Genomic DNA, 17,610 nt, shown 5'->3' with positions numbered 1-17,610 from the left:
TCAAGAGGTGGCGGAGCAACTCCGCCACCCGAACAAGCCTACAGGAAAGTCCCGCCGATGCGGCTGGCGGCCAGGGCCAGCAGCCAGGCGAAGGTCAGGGAATAGGCCACCGAGAACCCGGCCCACCGCCAGCTCTGCGCCTCCTTGCCGATGATGGCGATGGTCGACAGGCAAGGCGCGTAGAGCAAGGTGAAGATCATGAAGGCGATGGCCGTGGCGGGCGGCATGGCGCCCCTCAAGGTCTCGGTCAGCTGGTCCGACCCCTTCTCCTGGGCATAGATGACGGCATAGGTCGCCACCACCACTTCCTTGGCGACAAAGCCGGTCATGATGGCCGCCGAATCCCGCCAGGAAAAGCCCAGCGGCTGGAATAGCGGCGTCACCGCGATGGCCGAACGCCCCAGATAGCTCTTTTCCAGTTTCTCCTGCGCCTGGGCACTTTTCAGCGTCTTCAGCGCTGTTTCCTTTTCCGAGCTGTCGGGAAGCGCGGTCTGTTCGGCGATGACGGTCTCGAAATCCTGGGAATAGGTGATGTCGCGGGGGAATTCCTGGAGGAACCAGATCACGATGGAGCCCACCAGGATAACGCCGGTGACCTTGGCGACGAAGCCCTGAGCGCTGTCCCACATATGGTGCAGCACCGAATGCAGGGTCGGCAGACGATAGGGCGGCAGTTCCATCACGAAGGCGTCGCCACCGCTGCCGGGAATGATGCGATTGAGCAAAACCGCCGACAACATGGCGGCGGCGAGGGATAGCATATAGATGCCGAAGACCACGGTCCCGGCGATATCGGCGAAGAAAGCTCCGGCGAACAGGATGAAGACCGGCAGGCGGGCTGAGCAGTTCATGAACGGCGCGATCAGCATGGCGATCAACCGTGCCCGCTTGTTGGTGATGACGCGGGTGGCCATGACGGCGGGGACATTACAGCCGAACCCGGCCACCATGGGGATCAGGGTGGTGCCGTGCAGGCCGAAATGGTGCATCACCCGGTCCATCAGGAAGCTGGCGCGGGCCAGATAGCCGGTGCCGCTGAGGATGGCCATGAAGAAGAACAGGATGACGATATTGGGCAGGAACACAATGGTTCCGCCAACGCCGGCCATGACGCCGTTGACAACGAGATCATGGAACATGCCCTCGGGCAGCGTCTTGTCCACCAGATCGGTGGCCAGTTGCACCCCGGCCTTGATCCAGTCGGTGGGAATGGCGCCCAGGGTGAACGTAGCCTCGAACATGACCCACAGGATGCCCAGCAGCAAGGGAAGGCCCAGAGTGCGGTTCAGGAAGAAATCGTCGAGGATACGGGTCAGCTTGAACCCGGCGGTGGGATCGCCCTCCTGCTGGCGGACTTCTCGCAGCAGGCCGTTGGAAAAGGCGAACCGCGCCGAGGCCAACAGGCTGGCGGTGTCTTCATCATGCTCGTGGGCCAGGGCCGATTGCTCGCCCTTGATCTCCTCGACCAGTTCGACATGGTTGCTTTCGTGGCGCAACACCTCGTCATCGCCTTCCAGCATCTTGATCGCCAGCCAGCGCGAGCGCACCGGGCTCAGCTCCTGGGGGTGCAGCTTGGACAGATGCTGCTGGACGCGCTCGATGGCCGCCTCCAGGTGGCTGTCATAGTGCAGCCGCAGCGGGGCGGCGGCGGGGGTTGTCGAGGCCATGGCCGCCACCGCGTCCAGCAGGGCATCGATGCCCTCCTTCTTCAGGGCGCAGGTCTCCACCACCGGCGATCCGAGGGCCGAGGCCAATAGGGCGGTGTCGATGCGAATACCGGCCCGCCGGACCTCGTCCATCATGTTCAGCACGGTGATGCGGGGCAGCCCGGTCTCGATCAGCTGGGTGGTCAGGAACAGGCTGCGGTCCAGATGGCCGGCATCCAGCACGTTGACGATGATGTCGGGTTCCTCGCCGTGAATATAGTCGCAGCCGACCTTCTCCTCCGGCGATTGCGACGAGGTGGAAAAAATGCCCGGCACATCGACGATGCGTAAGGGAACCCCACCATGGGTAATCTCGCGCACATTCAAAGAGGTGGTCACCCGTTGATAATTGGCGACGGCGGATTGGGCGCCCGTCAGGGCATTGAACAAGCTGGTGGAACCGGCATTGGGGTTACCCACCAGTGCCACGGTGACGGGGGATTTCATGTGCGGCTACCCTTGGATCGAGGTCGGTGGGGTGATTATTTGACGCGGATGCGGATCTGCTGGGCCTCGGCATTGCGCAGGCCCAGGCTGTAGCCCATCAGGCTGTAGATGCGCGGATCACCTAACGGGGCCGAACGATCCAAGGTGACGGGAGTACCGGCCACTACACCAAGAGACTGCATGCGACGCTTGAAAACGCCGTCCTCGGTTTCGATCTTGACGATCTCACCCTGCTGCTCGGGGCGAAGGTCGGCAAGGGTGAGAGTGTCGGAATTCATCTGCTGCGCCACGGGACGACTCCTCTGAAACATGGTATCGCGGCCCTGGATGATTTTCTGGCTGTCCAGGGCCGGCACGAAAACGGCTAAAGCTTGAAAGAGGTCCTGAGGCCCAGCACGCTGGCATCGGGAATGGTCTTGGAGGTGTTCTCGGGCAAGGTGGTGGTGCCGCCCGGATGGAACAGGTACTGGCCAAAACCGGTAACGGACCACCAAGGGGTGACGGCGTAGCTGTACATGATCTCGACCACGGATTCGAAGTCGTGATCCGGCGCGGTGGCGGTGCCAAAGCGGCGAGCATCGGCATCGCGCGACGCCAGTTCGTCACTCATCTTGCCATAGGCGAACGAGATGCCGGTGATGTCGTCATCACGCCCCTCGAAGGTCCCCTTCAGGGTCAGGCCGGTATCAAGCCAATAGGACATCTGATTGCGGTCGTCAGGCATGTATGTCGTGCGGAAGAAGGCGCCGACCCCGCTGTCCACCGTGCCTTCGCGCTTCCACAGCATGTGATCGACGATGCCGTAAACGGCCCAGTTGCCACGCAGATTCCGGGCGACGCCCGAGCTGGCGCCGCTGCCCAGGGACAGGCCGGTATTGTCGAAATGCTGATCGGCAGTCCGGCCGTTGTAATACCAGCCACCAAGCTTGAAAGTCGCCGGCAGTCCTGGCGAGTCCTTGTCCTGGTTGATGGAATAGGCAGCCTCACCGAACCATACCGGGGGAGAATCGAAGGAGAAATCCGTGCCGCTGCGATTGCGCTTCTGGGCATCGTTACCCACATTGGTGCCAGGCGCCACGTTGCCGGAGAATACAGCGGCCATCAGGCTGATCTCTTCGGTGGGCTTGACCTTCAGGCGGGTGCCCATGTTAGCCAGGGGATAGCCGCCACCGCCCGATGGCATGTTGGCGGCATAGATGGCTGGCCAGCCGAAAGCGCTGTTCACCATATAGGCCGCGTAGGTGCTGGTGAAGAACTCCTCCTGCATGGGGATCTGACCGAAGCGCAGGGAAGCCCTGTCATCGAGCACGCTTTGCTCGAACCACAGCGAGAACAGACGGGTGGAAGGCGCAGCCTCTACACTGGAGACCGGGATCAGGCCGCCGATAAAGTTGGAGGTCAGCTGACGGCCCTGGATATGGAAGGCTGTAGCGTGGATTTTGCCGCCCTGCCACCCAACCAGCTTATCCAGATTGACGTCCAGATCACCTTGCAGAAGGGCCGCGCCAACAGCGCGCCGCTTGATGCCGCCCGAGGGGTTGCCAAGGGTTTCCGCGGTGTAGGTCGCGGTCAACTCGACGCCCCTGTCGGCCAGATCCGTGCGAATCCCCCCCCAATCGCCGGTCAGCTTCTCACGATCCCAGAACCCCTTTTCTACCTCAGGAGCGACTTCATCTGCAACGGCAGGTAATACGGCAAGGACGAGGGAGGGAAGGACAAGGGCTCCAGCCAAAACGTTCGACAAACTGGCAATCTTCTTCATTAGAATACCCAGCGCAATTAAGTGGTGCGATTAGCTCGCATCTTCAATAGCGCAGCCCCCCCTCCTGACAAGGTCCCATATGGGACTAAAATATCTAACAGAGCCAACTGGTTGGCGACACACAGCCGTTCAACCAGGGCGCGACAATTTCCCGCTAATTTTCCACCCATTTTGGATGGAGGGTCAGGCTGAGATAAACCCCATGCGGATCATGATTGGCCATTGACGCAATGAGAGGGGCAACCCAAAACGAGGCTCCGAGCGATAGACCGGGCAGGAGATTAAATCCCGTCGGCAATTTTCTTTAGTGCCGCGATATTACGTGAAAAAACGTTGGCCGAAATCTCTGAAATCGCCTTTCTTCTTTTCAGGTCTGAAACCATTCTGCAAGCAGTCTCCGTGGTAATGCCCAACAGCGCCCCTACGTCCTCGCGGCCAAATATGCGGCACCTTTCCATGGCGGGAGGCGCAAGCATCAGAAACAACCGCGCCACCCTTTGCCGGGAACTACCAGTGGATAGCTCTCGCACGCAATGGTGAGAGCGCAGCACCATATCATGCCATTTTTCCATCAGTTGGCGGTTCAGCTTCGGCGACAATCTTGATACGACTTCGCGGGGTAGGCGACAAACTTGCGTTGGCAGCAGCGCGACGGCGGCATGCTCATATTTGTCGGCGACTGTTGCCTCTAACCCGGCAACGTCTCCTTGGCTCAAAAGGCTGACAATTCGGAAATTTCCGTCGGGTAGATACTGCTCAAGCTTGACCAGCCCTTCGCGGATCGTGAAAAGCGCCGAAGCTGGCTGATCCTGTTGGTAAAGGTTTGCTCCAGGTGGAAGCCAAATGTCCTCTATTGGAAGATGAACATGGCTAAAGTCTTCGCTGGTCAGGTCTGCAAACAAGACCAGATGGCGAATGGCACATTTTTCACAGGCTTCCAGACCATACCAAGCGGCTTGAATTTGGCTCTCTCGCATAATCCGCTCGCCCTATCTTAAAAATATTTTTGCTTCGGTCGGGTCGCTGACAAATGTCAGTGATACCGCCCCCATTGCTGCTTATACAGGGGGCGCTTCCACACTAGACAGGCATCCTAGGCACTCAAGGACCGAATACGATGATCGCTACCGAACTAGACGTCAACGCCGCCAGGCTGGCTCATCTTCGTTGGGAGGCAGCATTGGAGGCCACCGTGAACGGTGAAGGGACGCAAGAACCGTTAATGGGTCATGAGGATTGCGATCTTGGTACCTGGATTTACGGTACTGGCCTTAGTCGTTATGGCAAATTGGGAGCTGTCTGGCAGTTGAAAACTGCTCATAAGCGTTTTCACCATCTTGCCGAAGAAACTTTGTCTGCATGCGCAGCTGGCAAGGCGGAGCGCGCTGCGGAAAAGCTGGCAGCCGTTCGCAAGCTTAGTGGCGAAATACTGTTTTTACTGACCTCACTTGAACTCGATGTCATTGAGGCCGCAATCAGCAGCGCCCAACCCAATGACATTCCGTCTCGGTTGATGAGAGTGCTTTTCCCAAAACCACTCCCCCTCAACATCATTTCTATTCAGGCTTTAGGCGAGGCTGGCAGTGGTCGTCATACTTTGAACGTCACAGGTGCTCGGCTTGTCCATCTAAAATGGATCCGCGATCTTCAATCGGCATTCCGCGGCCATGGTAAAGCTATGCGTGCCCAACCAAGCGATGAGTGCAGCCTCGGAATTTGGATACATGGTACCGCCATGAGGGAGTTGGGTGCCACCGAGGCATTAAAAAGCCTTGATGCCGTCCACAAGCGATTCCATCGGGAGGTTGACATGGTCATCTCATCTCTCAATCACGGAAAGCTTCGCACTGCCGACGAGGCTTATGAGGAAGCTCTGGTTCTGAGTGGCGAGATCATCACCCTCCTGACACGCCTACAGGCTGAGCTGGCTGATTCCCAAGTTCTATCGGCGGGAAGTTCAAAACTTTAAGCCTGCCACAAGCTGCCTTGAAGGATAGCTCATCATGCCTTTGCGTCTTCATTCTATGCCCGCTGGCCAGGGTTGCCCTATGAACGGAAGCTCCGCTTTAGGGAGCAAGGCGGGTGCCTTAAAAGGTCTTGGTGCAAAGACCGGGTCCGGGGCGGGGTTGGGCCTAGGGCAATGCAGTACCACGACAGTTGGCAAAATAGCTGTGGGTGCCAAAAGCATTCCAATAGGATGGGGTGCAGGCGCAGGAACCGGAGCAGGTACCGGTCTGGGCGGCATTGGGCCATGTGGCACCGCCGTCGGCAAGGTGGTTGTGGGAGCCAAGTCAGCTACTCCCATAGTGTGGAGCACCGGAGCTGGTGCTGCCTCTGGTCATGGGATCAGTTTGGGCCTAGGCCTTGGACTTGGGGCATGGGGGCCGGTTTTACTGGGGGCTGGCATTGCTGCACTCGGCTATTACCTCTATGCCAACCGGAAGCGAAAGCCCGTCCCTAACAAAGACGAATTGGCGGTAGCCTTGAACGACGCAGCCTGCTGATCTGGAAATTTTTCCCAAAATGCGAGCGGCTCCTGTGGGTCATGGACGGCCGGCTGGCCACAGCGCTGCGTCTGGCCGCTCACCCCAGACACCCGTCATTCACGGCGAAGGGCCTCTGCGGCCCTTGGGTGCCAGGAGCGGTCGAACGTGCGCGTGGCCGGGTACGGCAGGGATGGGCCGAGAGCGGACGGGCGGGTTTGGGAGGTGGGATTAAGATAAGGTGACGTAGCTTTCGTCCGTTGAATCAGCCAAAGCAGGCAAGATGCGGCTCATAATCTCCTTGTGAGTTCTGGACGTTCAGAGCCATTAGGCGATGGCTACTCTGGTACAACGCTGAGATTCTCCCATTCCGAATGCGTCATTCCATTCGCACCTTAGACTTCTGCCACAGCAATAGCGTCTAGCCAACCATTGCGTGCGCCACGATTGCGACATACAATGTTCATGATAACGCAAAAATGGGTGTGAATATGAAGCTCGTAGGTCTGAAGATCAGCAATTTCAGGTCGTATAAAACGCCTGTGAATCTCAGCATTAACGACTTCACCGCCATTGTTGGGCGTAATGATGTCGGAAAGAGCACGCTTCTCGAAGCGCTTGATATCTTCTTCAATCACAAAAATATCAAGCTAGATCAGAGCGATCCGTGCGTTCACAGCGAAGATAAGGTGGTCAAGATTACCTGTCTCTTCGAAGATCTGCCTGCGGCCCTCACTATAGACGCTCGGTCCGAGACGACGTTGGAGCGCGAAAAGCTATTGAACGGCCAGGGCCAGCTGGAGATTCAGAAGCGCTTCGACTGCCGAGGCAAGACACCCAAAGAGGAGGTTTTCGCTTGGGCTATTGCGCCTTCAAACCCTCAGTTGGCGGATCTTCTCAAGTTGAAAAACCAGGCGTTGAAGGAGCGCGCCCGGGCGGTGAATGCGGATCTATCGGAAGTTGATGAGCGATCAAATGTGGCACTCAGGCAGGCCATCCGGGCTGCCGTCGGCGACGTTGATATGGCCGAGCAGTTCGTCCCCTTGAGCGAGGAGGACGGGAAGAAAGCCTGGGATCAGATCGAGCTTGAGATGCCAACCTTTGCGCTATTTCAGGCAGACCGCCCGAGCAAGGATGATGACCCCGAAGTGGCGGACCCGATGAAGGTTGCTATCGCTGAGGCGGTAAAAGCCGTTCAGCTCGAATTAGACGAGATTAAGGAAAAGGTCCGGCAGAGCGCGATGGATGTGGCGAACCGTACCTTGGAAAAGCTTCGAGAAATGGACCCTGAGTTGGCCAAGGAGCTTACGCCGTCGTTCAAGGCCGAACCCAAATGGGATGGCTTTAAGCTCACGTTGGCAAGCGACAACGAAATTCCAATCAACAAGCGTGGCAGCGGCGTGCGTCGGTTAATCCTGCTCAGCTTTTTTCGTGCCGAAGCAGAGCGGAGGCGGGCGGCATCGCCGGCCAAACAGGTTATTTATGCGATTGAAGAGCCCGAGAGCTCACAGCACCCCGACAGCCAGCAGCTTTTGATCCGGACGCTTCTGGAGCTTGGCGATGACCCGAACACCCAGGTACTCATCACAACGCACGTCCCAGGCGTCGCGGGATTGGTTCCGACTGAGGCTGTCCGCTTGATCACGAAGCGTCCGAACGATTCACCGCTGATCGAGATGGGCGCCGATGACGTATACCGGCGCGTCGCGGATACCTTGGGTGTCCTGCCAGACAAGAGAGCCAAGGTAGCAATCTACGTTGAGGGTCCGAATGACGTAGAATTCCTGCGACGCGCATCTCGGCTTCACCGAACCTTAGATACCTCACTCTTGGATCTGGACGCTGATCATCGGGTGGTCTTCGTTGTGACTGGCGGCGGCAATCTGCAGCATTGGGTCAACCATCAGTATCTAGAGAACGCTCAGATGGTCGAGGTGCACATTTGCGACGCCGATGATCAAGCCAGCCCAAAATACCAGGAGGCGATTAATACCGTGAATGCTCGCGGAACCAAAGACATCGGTTTCCTGACTTCCAAACGCGAAATGGAGAACTACATCCACTCCGACGCTATTTACGCAGAGTTTGGACATCAGATCGTGGTGGATGACTGGTGCGATGTGCCAGACCTTATTGCAGAGCAGATCCATGTTGCTGGCGGCGGCATCACTCCTTGGGCGCAACTCGATGAGGAAAAAAAAGGCAGGAAAGTCAGTCGCGCCAAGCGTCGCCTCAATCGTGGGGCTATGGACAAAATGACCCTGGCGCTCCTGCAGACTATGGACAGTGGTGGAGAGATCATCGGCTGGCTTCAGGCGGTCCGTGATCGCGCATGAACCATCCAACTGAGGATCAAATGCCTATAGCCGAGGGAGAAGCCTGCGACCGCTAACCAGAATCGACACAGTCGTCTAAAACTTCTTAGATGGGCGCGGAGCCGTCATGATGGGGCCGGAAGGAGACTGGCGATTTCGGGACGAACTTACGGGAAAATCGCCATTCGCCCAGGTCGTCGGCGGGAAGGATTCGAAACCTTGGCCCACGGCTTAGGAAACTATGATTTTCCGTGCTCATTCAATGGGCGAGCCCCCGAATGCCGCACGCCTGTTGCACTCATCAGCCTATCCGGCAGGCCGTTGACCGAAAGCCGTGTGCTGCCTAACGTTCGGAGATGACGAGCTTCCGGGGGTTTCATGCGGATCGTACACACGGACAGTTTCAACGCCCAGGAGATTGAGGCCCGTTTCGCCGACGCGCCGAAGCTCGATGCTCCCACAATGGCGCGGGACTACATTCATAAAATGAATGAGTTAGCCAAGCTTGCGGGCGTGTCTCCGCGAAAGGCCGAAAAACACCCTATTTACGAGCATCTTGATGTGCTTGAGGCGATGTTCACCCAGGGCGAAGCGGCAAATGGGTTGAGGCCTGTTGGCCGCTTCGGTCCAGATCCACAGAGCATTATTCGGAAATTGGAGGAACAGCTCGCAGCAGCTTCCCACTTCGGCTACGACAACCTCTACTGGCTGAACGATGCCCTGTATAATGAACTGTGTTCCGACGCAGAGAACCTGAAATTCATCCGCTCACGGCTTCCCCGCCCGGAGCTCTTTGAAGCTACGATCGCAGAAATTTCGTATTGGGGGTGGCTTAGACAACGCGGGCTTGCGCCGAAGTTAAGCCAAGCCGAAGGGCAGCCAGACATTTTGGTCGGAGTCGATAAACAGGACGCCCCGATCTACTGCGACGTGAAAGCCCTGCTGCCAGGGACAAAACCCTCAAGAGTGGAAGAGGTCATTAGCAAGGCGAATAGCCAACTAAAGGTGGCTGGCGGCGACGGCGTGAAAGGATATTGCGTACTTAAGGTCGTGCCTGGGTCGGCTTATGCCGACATTGATGTAGTGCGCGCATATGAGCGCGAGGCCACTAGAGTAATGCGCTCAAAGCATTGTCGATCGGTCAATTTCGTTCTGCTAGTTTGGGAGGCCATGGAAGTAAAAGGCAACATCCCCGGTTGGCTAACCGTGGTCGGCACTCGCCGAACGACGAAGGTCTCGCATGCAGCACCGCGCGCCAACGTGAGACTAGTAGGCGACCTGGAGCCGGCGGCGACGATAAAATTCGACCTGTACCTAGCGCCACAAGATTAAGCTGTCCTCACTCACCGAGATCGGCGTCCGTTATTGACAATCACTCCATGCCCGCTCATGGCCGGTTCTGTCTGCGGGGCGCATTTCAGTACAATGTCCGCTGTTGGGAATTGGCGTCAGCCCACGGAACGGCGTAGATGGGCGCGAAGAAGTCCTCCGACTGCCCCTTGTGGAGCGTCCGCTTCGGGTCATAAGCAGCCGGATCACCATTCGACGGCACTGTCCGCTTTACCTGTTCAACGCCAGAAAGCCGAACATCCGGTTTCGGCCCAACCAAGTCATTAGTGGAGGCACTCGCGTCTTCGGGCTTGGGAGGGCGGCTATGGTGCTGGGTAGTCTTCAGGATCCAACAGAGTCTCATTTAGGTCTGGCCGGGGGGCCTCCTGGCATGGATCATTGATCTGGTTGTCCTCACTATTCGGCTTGGGATGAAGAAGCGCGTCATCCAAAACCCCAATGAATTCGATTCTTTCGGTTGTGATCTCAGCCTCATCTGAGGCCATTGCATGAGCGAAAGTGGCCTCGACGGTTGCAGCCATTGGTCCTGGCTCATGTGGTTCCGTGGTCGTGTCGGGAATGCGCTCTATGGAATGGCCGGCATCTTCCAGGCGGGTTGACAGCCACGGGCTGTCGACGACCTGAATGAGTGCAGAGGGGTGGCAGGCGAGCATATGGCGAAGGGCTTTGCTCTCGCCGTCTCCACCGGTTGAGACATATAGAGTAGCGGCAGGTAGTCGCTCCGCCTGCGCGCTTTGCAGCGCGGATACCGCATTGTCAAAAATTACGATCCTTTCCGGAGACTGGGTGTCGCCCATGGCGATGATGCCATTCTGGCTTCCGCCGACAGACAACCGATCCTGACGGATATGGTGATAGCGTTCATACCCCGTCGGATGGCCACGTTCATCTCGGCGTTGGAAAACAGCATAGCCGAGATCGTCACAGCGGCAGACATCACCGGCCCAGGTCTTGGTCGCTTCGGTGATACCCATTTCCTTGAGGTAGCCGTGCAGCCAAGAAGGATCCGCCGAAGTCCATTGCTGCCGAGCCGAGGTGTGGTCGTGCCTGACCTCATCGCGTCGCATGGCCATGGACTGGCGGATGGCATCGGCCTGGAGGAGCATGATTTCCTCGTCCAGTTGCTTCATTGCGTCGGACAGGTTATGCGCGAACCCAAAATGGATGAGGAAGTGCGAGGCATTTCCCGACGCGTTCCTGAGGCCGAATGGGGCGTCAAAGGACCATTGAACCCAATGCCATATTCCGACCGGGTTCCTTTGAACGAATATGGTGGTGAGGCTGCCATCGGCTGTGCGCATTGAGAATGGAACCCCAGACTCCGGGGCCGCATCATTGTCGGAGACGAACCCATACCTAGGCAGAATCTCCGTTAGATCGACCATGTTGATGGCGAACCGGCGCTCACTTTCGGACAGGCGCGCGCCGAGCACGGGGTCGTCCGACATCGGGGAATTATTCACACAAATCCCAGCGGAGAGGGCAATCTGGGCCGCCCGCCGAATGAACGATGGTTCGCCGAACGTCTCGATCCCTGAAGGCCATTTGATTCGTGCAACATCTAGGGCTTGAGTCAGCGTCGGCTCACCGATTGCGACGTACCGCCGACGAAGCTCGGCACGGTGTTGGGATTGATGGCGCGCGATCCGGTCGCCGACCCGCTGCCGGTAATCGAGTTCCAAGTCCAATCAAGACCGACGACCGAACTTATGTAGAAAGTTCCGGCATAGATCGGCACGAAATCCGTGGTGGCAGTCTGAGGATTGTTTCCAATCTTCATCGTCGCACCACCACCGGTTATCGTGGTCTTGTACGGATAGGATGGACTTGGAGCAAAGCCGTCATAAGCTGGGGGCGGCGAGGAGACGAAATCCTGAAAACCGACCAAAAAGACGGTTTGTCCGGAGCTTGGGCCGACGCTGTATGTATAATATCCGTTGAACTCGACTCGGTAATTCTGATTGGTCGCGCTGCTGTCGAAATAGAATGAATAAGAACCGTTGATGTTGGCATACAGCGTGCCATTCGGCGCGTAGACAAGCGTCACACCGGTGCCCATGGCAAAGTAGCCAGCCGTCAGATCGTGGTCATAGCCACCCAGGGCTCTGGCATCGAGCGGCGTCCCCCGGTCGATAGAACCGGACTGGTATTCCAGTGTCCAATTGCCATGAATGCCGGTCACGTCTGCCGAGGCGGCGACGTCAGCGCCGGTGGCGGTGGCCAGATCGTTGACGAAGGCCTTGCCGTCACTGTCCCCAGCGATGTCGCAACCATACAGAAGCAAATCGCCCCCAGCCTGCAGCGCATGGCCGATCTGAGCCAGTTCGGCCTGGGTGGTCGCGTCGGACAGCATCGACTCGGTCAGGACATCGGCACCGACCTTCACCATACCGTCGTTGCCGTGCGACATGATGGAAATGCTGTCAAAGCCGGAATGGGTCTCCGCCCATTTGGCCATCTGCGCCAACCCGCTCTGGCCGCTGTCGATCTCCTCGATCTCGATGCCCGGCTTCACCGCCGCTTCCAGGGCCTTGTAATCGGCCACCGAGGTATCGACGAACACCACCTCCTTTTTGCCACTGTTCTGGGCCGGATCGGCAGTCTTGACCTCCACCGGGGCAGGAGCGTCTGGAATCAGCGCCTTCGCCGCAGGCTCGGGGGCGGCATGGGCAGCGTCCGCCACTGCTGCCCCGTCGAACATCCAGCGCGGCTCCAGGGCTATGAGCCCCAGATCCATCTTCCGACGTTTGCGCTTGATGGGCCCCATGCTTCACCGTCTAATCGAGCTATTCGCGCTTATTCGCTGACCCGATCGGCAAGGCGGCTGATCTTGCCACCCAGCCACGCCAGACCGTCACCCAGCGAGTCCTTGCGTTCTGGCTCGGGAGCGGCAACCGGCGCGGCCTCGGCCGGCTTGGCGAGGCCGTTGGAGATGAACGTCCCCAGCCAGGCCATGGCGTCCTGATGCTCGGGCTTGGGCGCGGGGGTATCGGGCGTCACCGTCTCGATCACGGCAGGCGCCGCTACCGGCACGGCATCGGCTTTCACCACCGGCGGCATGGCCAGCACGATGGCGCCCGACAGACCGTCCAGCGACTGCGATGCCACCCTTTCGGGCACCGGATCGGCGCCGAGGGTGGATTGCAGCTTGCCATAGGCCGATTGCATCTGAGCATAGGTCTGGAAGCGACGCAGTTCGGCGGCGATGGCCGAGGTCTCGGTGCTGATGCGCTCGATCTCGTTCTGGGTGCCGCCGCGCTGCTGATTGCCAGAGGCTTCGGCCAGACGGCTCTCGATCCCCCACAGTTTATCGGCCCGCTCGAACTGCTTGGCCGCGCTGGCGAACTGATGCGAGATCACATGGACCTGGGCCAGCACCGCCATGCGCAGCGCGATGCGCTTGGCGGCGATACATCGCTGGCGGATCCGCGCCAGTTCGTCGGCTTTATCGGCGGCGAGCAGCCCTCGTCGGTGCTGCTGCGCCATAACGGCCTGCATCTGGAAATCCAGATCGACCGCAGCCATCAAATTGGCTCCAGCGTTGCATCCGGGGTTAAGGATGTGGTGCTGGAGGCAGCGTTGACCACCATCCAGGATTTGGAGGATTCCATTGCCGCCGTCGATGCCGCCGACAAGGTAGTGGCCTACCGCAATTGGTTGGGCCTGATGAAGGGCGACCTGTCGGAGCGGTTCGTCAAGGGCGGCAAGACCCTGGCTCGGGCCATGGCTCCTGACCGTCGCTTCACTGCGCCCGATGGTTCCCAATTGGTCCTCCACGGCCGATCGCTTCTGCTGGTGCGCAATGTCGGCCATCTGATGACCACCGACGCGGTCTTGGATAAGGATGGTCGCGAATGCCCTGAAGGCTTCTTGGATGCTATGGTCACCACCTTGGCGGCTATTCACGATTTCAAGGCCCTGGGTCGCATTCGCAACAGCCGTACCGCCAGCATCTACATCGTCAAGCCCAAGATGCACGGTCCCGAGGAGGCCAAGCTGACCGACGAACTGTTCGCCCGCGTCGAGGATGTGCTCGGTCTGGCGCGCAATACCATGAAAGTTGGCGTCATGGACGAGGAGCGCCGCACAACCGTCAATCTCAAGGAATGCATTCGCTCGGTGAAGGATCGCATCGTCTTCATCAACACTGGTTTCCTTGACCGCACCGGCGATGAGATTCACACCAGCATGGAGGCCGGCCCCTTCCTACCTAAGGAGGAGATCAAGAAGCAGCCGTGGATCGCCGCCTACGAGGACTGGAACGTGGATATCGGCCTAGAGTGTGGATTGAAGGGCCGCGCACAGATCGGCAAGGGCATGTGGCCCAAGCCCGACGAGATGCGCCAGATGGTCGAGGCCAAGATCGCCCATCCCAGGGCCGGAGCCAACTGCGCCTGGGTGCCGTCGCCCACCGCCGCCACCCTGCACGCTATGCATTATCACGAGGTGGATGTCGCCGATCGTCAGCAGGAACTGAGCGGGCGTAACCGCGCCAGTCTCGATCACATCCTCACCGTGCCGCTGCTGGACGGTCGCAATCTTTCCGAGACGGAAATCCAGGCCGAGTTGGACAACAACGCCCAGGGCATTCTTGGCTATGTTGTGCGCTGGATCGATCAAGGAGTCGGCTGCTCCAAGGTTCCCGACATCAACAATGTCGGCCTGATGGAAGACCGCGCGACACTCCGTATTTCTAGCCAGCATCTGGCCAATTGGCTGCATCACGGCATCTGCACCGAGGCCCAGGTGATGGCGACCATGAGGCGCATGGCCGCTGTGGTTGATAGCCAGAATGCCGGTGATCCCGCCTATCGCCCCATGGCAACCAATTTCGACACCTCCGTCGCCTTCCTGGCCGCCTGCGATCTGGTGTTCAAGGGCCGCTCCCAGCCTAACGGCTATACCGAGCCGGTACTGCACGCACGACGGCGCCAGGCGAAGTGAGTTAATATTAGAATGTTGGTGAGACTTTTGGGAGGTCAAACCGAGGTCCGCCGCGTGCGCTGTTCTGGTTTTCTTATGTTGCTCCCCATAGTGGTGTCAGCTGTAAATGGCCGGTGTCGGAGCGTGATCGGCCCCCAATGTAGGCTTCCGATCGCATGATAGTGAAACATGGGCGACATACGTCTAAGGCGATCTCGCAGAGCGGTCGTCATCTTGGTGACACCGAACACCACCGGAAGCATGTGACGCACAGCCCTCGGGCTGCGCTTAAATCAGCTCCACCTCAAATGCTTTGGCCCGCAGTGACGGATGTAACGCGTTACCATGATGCGCGCTCACTGAAGCAGGTCGGCGATGAGCGGTAACGCGTTACCAGAGCCAGGGCGTGTAAAATTGTTCCGCAACCTGCGTCTGAGGGGCACTATTTTGTCACCCAAAGACTTCTCTCCATTCCACGTCATCGGTGCTCTGGACGGGAGTGCTGGGAGCGGCAATCGTTCAGATTGGCCACCAGCAATCGTCCCCGCCGATTGGATCAGTGCCTCATCATGCCGAACGGTGTCCGTGTAGCGGGGGCGGCATGATGGTGGCCAGTTCTTCTCCCGACATAGTCTCGATATCCAGCAGGCGCTCGACAATCAATTCGAGGGTGGTCCGGTTTGCCGTGAGCAGGTCCATAGCGGCGGCATAAGCCCGCTTGATGCGATCTTCAACATGGAGTGAGATGTCGGGACGCCTAATCAGCAAGAGGTCAAGGCTTTCCGGTGTCGGAAGGCCCGACCAGATTGGAACTGACTGCCCTCCAAGACCCAGGGCTGTAATAGCTGTAGTCGCAAGCATTGTCGCGCGGGCCAAGTCACTGTTGGGTCCACCGCCGGACCCGCTCGACACCTGCCCAAGCACAAGCTCTTCGGCAGCTCGCCCAGCGAGGGTCGTTATCAGCAACTGGTCGATGTCTGCGCTGGTTGCCAGTTCCATTTCCGGCCGATGGCTGATCACGCCGCCTCCCGTCGCCTCAGTCTGACGAATGCTGACATGCATGACCGCTTCTGGCCGATGAAGGGCGATTGCGAGGGCGTGCCCTGCTTCATGAACCGCGCAGCGACGACGAATTTCGGTGCTGACGGTCTGGGCGCTGCCCCGAATTTCAGCAATCAAGTCTTCGAGGTGCATCGGACGGTTGTCCTGGCGACCCCTTCGCCTCGCGCCTCGGACCCACTTCGCAATATCGGCCCCCGATCCGCCAAGTGCCAACATGGCGGCTGGAACAAGGTCGTCATTGATGAGCTCGCGACCAAGATGATGTCGAAGAATTTGTAAGAGTGCGGCTTGATCCGGCAGGCCAATTCGGATGTGGCGGTCTAAGCGACCTGCGCGAGTGATCGCCGGATCGATCCGATCTGGATTATTGGTTGCCCCAACGACGACGACGCCGTCCCGTGCCGAGGTTCCATCAAGAAGTTCCAGAAACGCATTGACGACCTGAATTGAATAATCCTTATAATCGCTCTTGAATTGAGTGCGGCTGCCGAATCCATCAATCTCGTCAACAAGCAAAATACTTGGTGACAGAGCGCGAGCTTGAGTAAAAGTCTTCCTCATGGCTTTTAGAAGGTCGCCTAGATGCCCCGCTGACTGCCATTCACCCAGGGACGATGCCACCAGCGGCACCCCGCAAGTGCCAGCCAGCGCCTGAGCAAATGTCGTTTTTCCCGTGCCGGGTGCGCCTGAGAGCAGAACGCCACGATCGACATCGGACCATTCAAGCTTTCCATTACGATAGTCGGCCAGATCCTTGGCCAGCGCCTTTCCCCACGCAACGGCCTCCACCATTCCTCCCATCGAGTCCAATGTCAGCGTGGGCAACTTCTGACGGCCGTTAATCATGGTGATCAGTCGGCGAATCATACCATCGGCGTTTTGATCAGGACGTGCCACCAGCCGGAGGTCCACGGGCCCAATCTTACCGGCGATTGCGTTCGGGACGGCTTGAGATGGCTTCGTGACGGTGAGGTCCGTGATGATAGTGCCAAGCAGGCCGCCATCGAGTGGTGGAACGGTGATCTTTCCATCCACGGATTCCAGCAGCGCAGCCGGAAGATGCTCGGCAGGAACTGCTGCGAAACCGACAACAGTGCCGCCAAAAACCATGGTTGTTGCGATGACCGCCGACGCTTCATCGCGCCGCGGGGCCGTAGTCTCCCCATCACGAATAAACGCGACGTGTGGGACAGGGGGGAAATCGTAGCGCCCAATATGCGCGGCAGTGGCAGTGTCGCCGTTGATCATTTGTTGGCCGTCATAAAATCGGTCTGCCCAAGCCTTGGCGACTCGACTTGCCCATGGGGCTGGAACCGTGACGACGATAGTCACCCCATTCCGACAGGCAAGATCGATGACATCCGGGGCTGCGGCAAGAGCCGCATCCAGCATATGCCGGGCTGCAACTTCGCCTGGGTCGCGGGGAAGTTGCGGTTCTTCCTCAGGAGGGAAGTCAGATAGCGTAAAACTCTCATCGTCACGACCAGGGTGACTTTGCTCGATCTTGTTGGCACTGGGGCGCATCTTTTTCATTTTTATCTTTCCTATTGTGTGCAAATAAT

The 17,610-nt window shown here is 58.5% G+C and carries 12 protein-coding genes; 4 read left to right on the top strand and 8 right to left on the bottom strand.

What is annotated here, in order from left to right; translation table 11 throughout:
- Nucleotides 1-38 precede the first annotated feature (38 nt).
- The 4 genes from feoB to XM1_RS23570 all read right to left on the bottom strand — a co-directional run bounded on the left by feoB (nucleotide 39) and on the right by XM1_RS23570 (nucleotide 4,892).
- A complete protein-coding gene (gene feoB / locus XM1_RS17510) occupies nucleotides 39-2,153 on the bottom strand; it encodes a ferrous iron transport protein B (RefSeq protein WP_068435746.1) in 2,115 nt (704 codons plus the stop codon).
- A 35-nt stretch (nucleotides 2,154-2,188) separates the two neighbouring features.
- Nucleotides 2,189-2,443 carry a FeoA family protein gene (locus XM1_RS17505; protein WP_231920569.1) on the bottom strand — a complete coding sequence of 85 codons (255 nt, stop codon included), beginning with the start codon at nucleotides 2,441-2,443 and terminating at the stop codon, nucleotides 2,189-2,191.
- A 74-nt stretch (nucleotides 2,444-2,517) separates the two neighbouring features.
- On the bottom strand, nucleotides 2,518-3,915 hold the full coding sequence (locus XM1_RS17500) for a carbohydrate porin (RefSeq protein ID WP_081608856.1): 1,398 nt from the start codon (nucleotides 3,913-3,915) through the stop codon (nucleotides 2,518-2,520).
- A gap of 281 nt (nucleotides 3,916-4,196) precedes the next feature.
- Entirely contained in the window at nucleotides 4,197-4,892 is a 696-nt protein-coding gene (locus XM1_RS23570; RefSeq protein WP_082700589.1) for a Crp/Fnr family transcriptional regulator, read from the bottom strand.
- Between the two features lie 140 nt (nucleotides 4,893-5,032).
- Here XM1_RS23570 and XM1_RS23565 point away from each other — a divergent pair, with 140 nt between their 5' ends.
- The 3 genes from XM1_RS23565 (at nucleotide 5,033) to XM1_RS17485 (ending at nucleotide 10,045) form a co-directional block, all read left to right on the top strand.
- Nucleotides 5,033-5,884: a CZB domain-containing protein gene (locus XM1_RS23565; RefSeq protein ID WP_082700588.1), complete on the top strand. Its 852-nt coding sequence runs from the start codon at nucleotides 5,033-5,035 to the stop codon at nucleotides 5,882-5,884.
- 1,005 nt (nucleotides 5,885-6,889) lie between these two features.
- Nucleotides 6,890-8,734 carry an ATP-binding protein gene (locus tag XM1_RS17490; protein WP_172821937.1) on the top strand — a complete coding sequence of 615 codons (1,845 nt, stop codon included), beginning with the start codon at nucleotides 6,890-6,892 and terminating at the stop codon, nucleotides 8,732-8,734.
- 357 nt (nucleotides 8,735-9,091) lie between these two features.
- A complete protein-coding gene (locus XM1_RS17485) occupies nucleotides 9,092-10,045 on the top strand; it encodes a hypothetical protein (protein WP_068435740.1) in 954 nt (317 codons plus the stop codon).
- Between the two features lie 320 nt (nucleotides 10,046-10,365).
- Here XM1_RS17485 and XM1_RS17480 read toward each other — a convergent pair whose 3' ends face one another.
- The 3 genes from XM1_RS17480 to XM1_RS25050 are packed head-to-tail and all read right to left on the bottom strand — an operon-like array spanning nucleotide 10,366 to nucleotide 13,447.
- Entirely contained in the window at nucleotides 10,366-11,745 is a 1,380-nt protein-coding gene (locus XM1_RS17480) for a hypothetical protein (protein ID WP_156428775.1), read from the bottom strand.
- Nucleotides 11,637-12,830 (bottom strand): DUF4347 domain-containing protein, encoded by a 1,194-nt coding sequence (locus XM1_RS17475; RefSeq protein ID WP_082700587.1) that lies wholly within the window; start codon nucleotides 12,828-12,830, stop codon nucleotides 11,637-11,639. Before XM1_RS17475 ends, XM1_RS17480 begins: the two co-directional genes overlap by 109 nt.
- 29 nt (nucleotides 12,831-12,859) lie before the next feature.
- Nucleotides 12,860-13,447 (bottom strand): hypothetical protein, encoded by a 588-nt coding sequence (locus tag XM1_RS25050; protein WP_231920568.1) that lies wholly within the window; start codon nucleotides 13,445-13,447, stop codon nucleotides 12,860-12,862.
- On the opposite strand from XM1_RS25050, the gene XM1_RS17465 reads away from it, so the two are divergent.
- Nucleotides 13,424-15,007, top strand: a complete 1,584-nt coding sequence (locus XM1_RS17465) for a malate synthase G (RefSeq protein WP_369816009.1) — start codon at nucleotides 13,424-13,426, stop codon at nucleotides 15,005-15,007. The two genes, XM1_RS25050 and XM1_RS17465, sit on opposite strands and share 24 nt — an antisense overlap.
- Nucleotides 15,008-15,553: 546 nt before the next feature.
- On the opposite strand, the gene XM1_RS17460 is transcribed toward XM1_RS17465, so the two are convergent.
- A complete protein-coding gene (locus XM1_RS17460) occupies nucleotides 15,554-17,581 on the bottom strand; it encodes an AAA family ATPase (protein ID WP_068435731.1) in 2,028 nt (675 codons plus the stop codon).
- Nucleotides 17,582-17,610: the final 29 nt, after the last annotated feature.

The organism is Magnetospirillum sp. XM-1 (assembly GCF_001511835.1).
Lineage (GTDB): Bacteria > Pseudomonadota > Alphaproteobacteria > Rhodospirillales > Magnetospirillaceae > Phaeospirillum.
This window is presented reverse-complemented; position numbering and strand designations above follow the sequence as displayed.

Coding starts and splice junctions, on each gene's coding strand:
- XM1_RS23565 (WP_082700588.1), top strand. CDS start 5,033: ATGATCGCTACCGAACTAGACGTCAACGCCGCCAGGCTGGCTCATCTT.
- XM1_RS25050 (WP_231920568.1), bottom strand. CDS start 13,447: ATGGCGGTGCTGGCCCAGGTCCATGTGATCTCGCATCAGTTCGCCAGC.
- feoB (WP_068435746.1), bottom strand. CDS start 2,153: ATGAAATCCCCCGTCACCGTGGCACTGGTGGGTAACCCCAATGCCGGT.
- XM1_RS23570 (WP_082700589.1), bottom strand. CDS start 4,892: ATGCGAGAGAGCCAAATTCAAGCCGCTTGGTATGGTCTGGAAGCCTGT.
- XM1_RS17500 (WP_081608856.1), bottom strand. CDS start 3,915: ATGAAGAAGATTGCCAGTTTGTCGAACGTTTTGGCTGGAGCCCTTGTC.
- XM1_RS17490 (WP_172821937.1), top strand. CDS start 6,890: ATGAAGCTCGTAGGTCTGAAGATCAGCAATTTCAGGTCGTATAAAACG.
- XM1_RS17485 (WP_068435740.1), top strand. CDS start 9,092: ATGCGGATCGTACACACGGACAGTTTCAACGCCCAGGAGATTGAGGCC.
- XM1_RS17475 (WP_082700587.1), bottom strand. CDS start 12,830: ATGGGGCCCATCAAGCGCAAACGTCGGAAGATGGATCTGGGGCTCATA.
- XM1_RS17460 (WP_068435731.1), bottom strand. CDS start 17,581: ATGAAAAAGATGCGCCCCAGTGCCAACAAGATCGAGCAAAGTCACCCT.
- XM1_RS17465 (WP_369816009.1), top strand. CDS start 13,424: ATGGACCTGGGCCAGCACCGCCATGCGCAGCGCGATGCGCTTGGCGGC.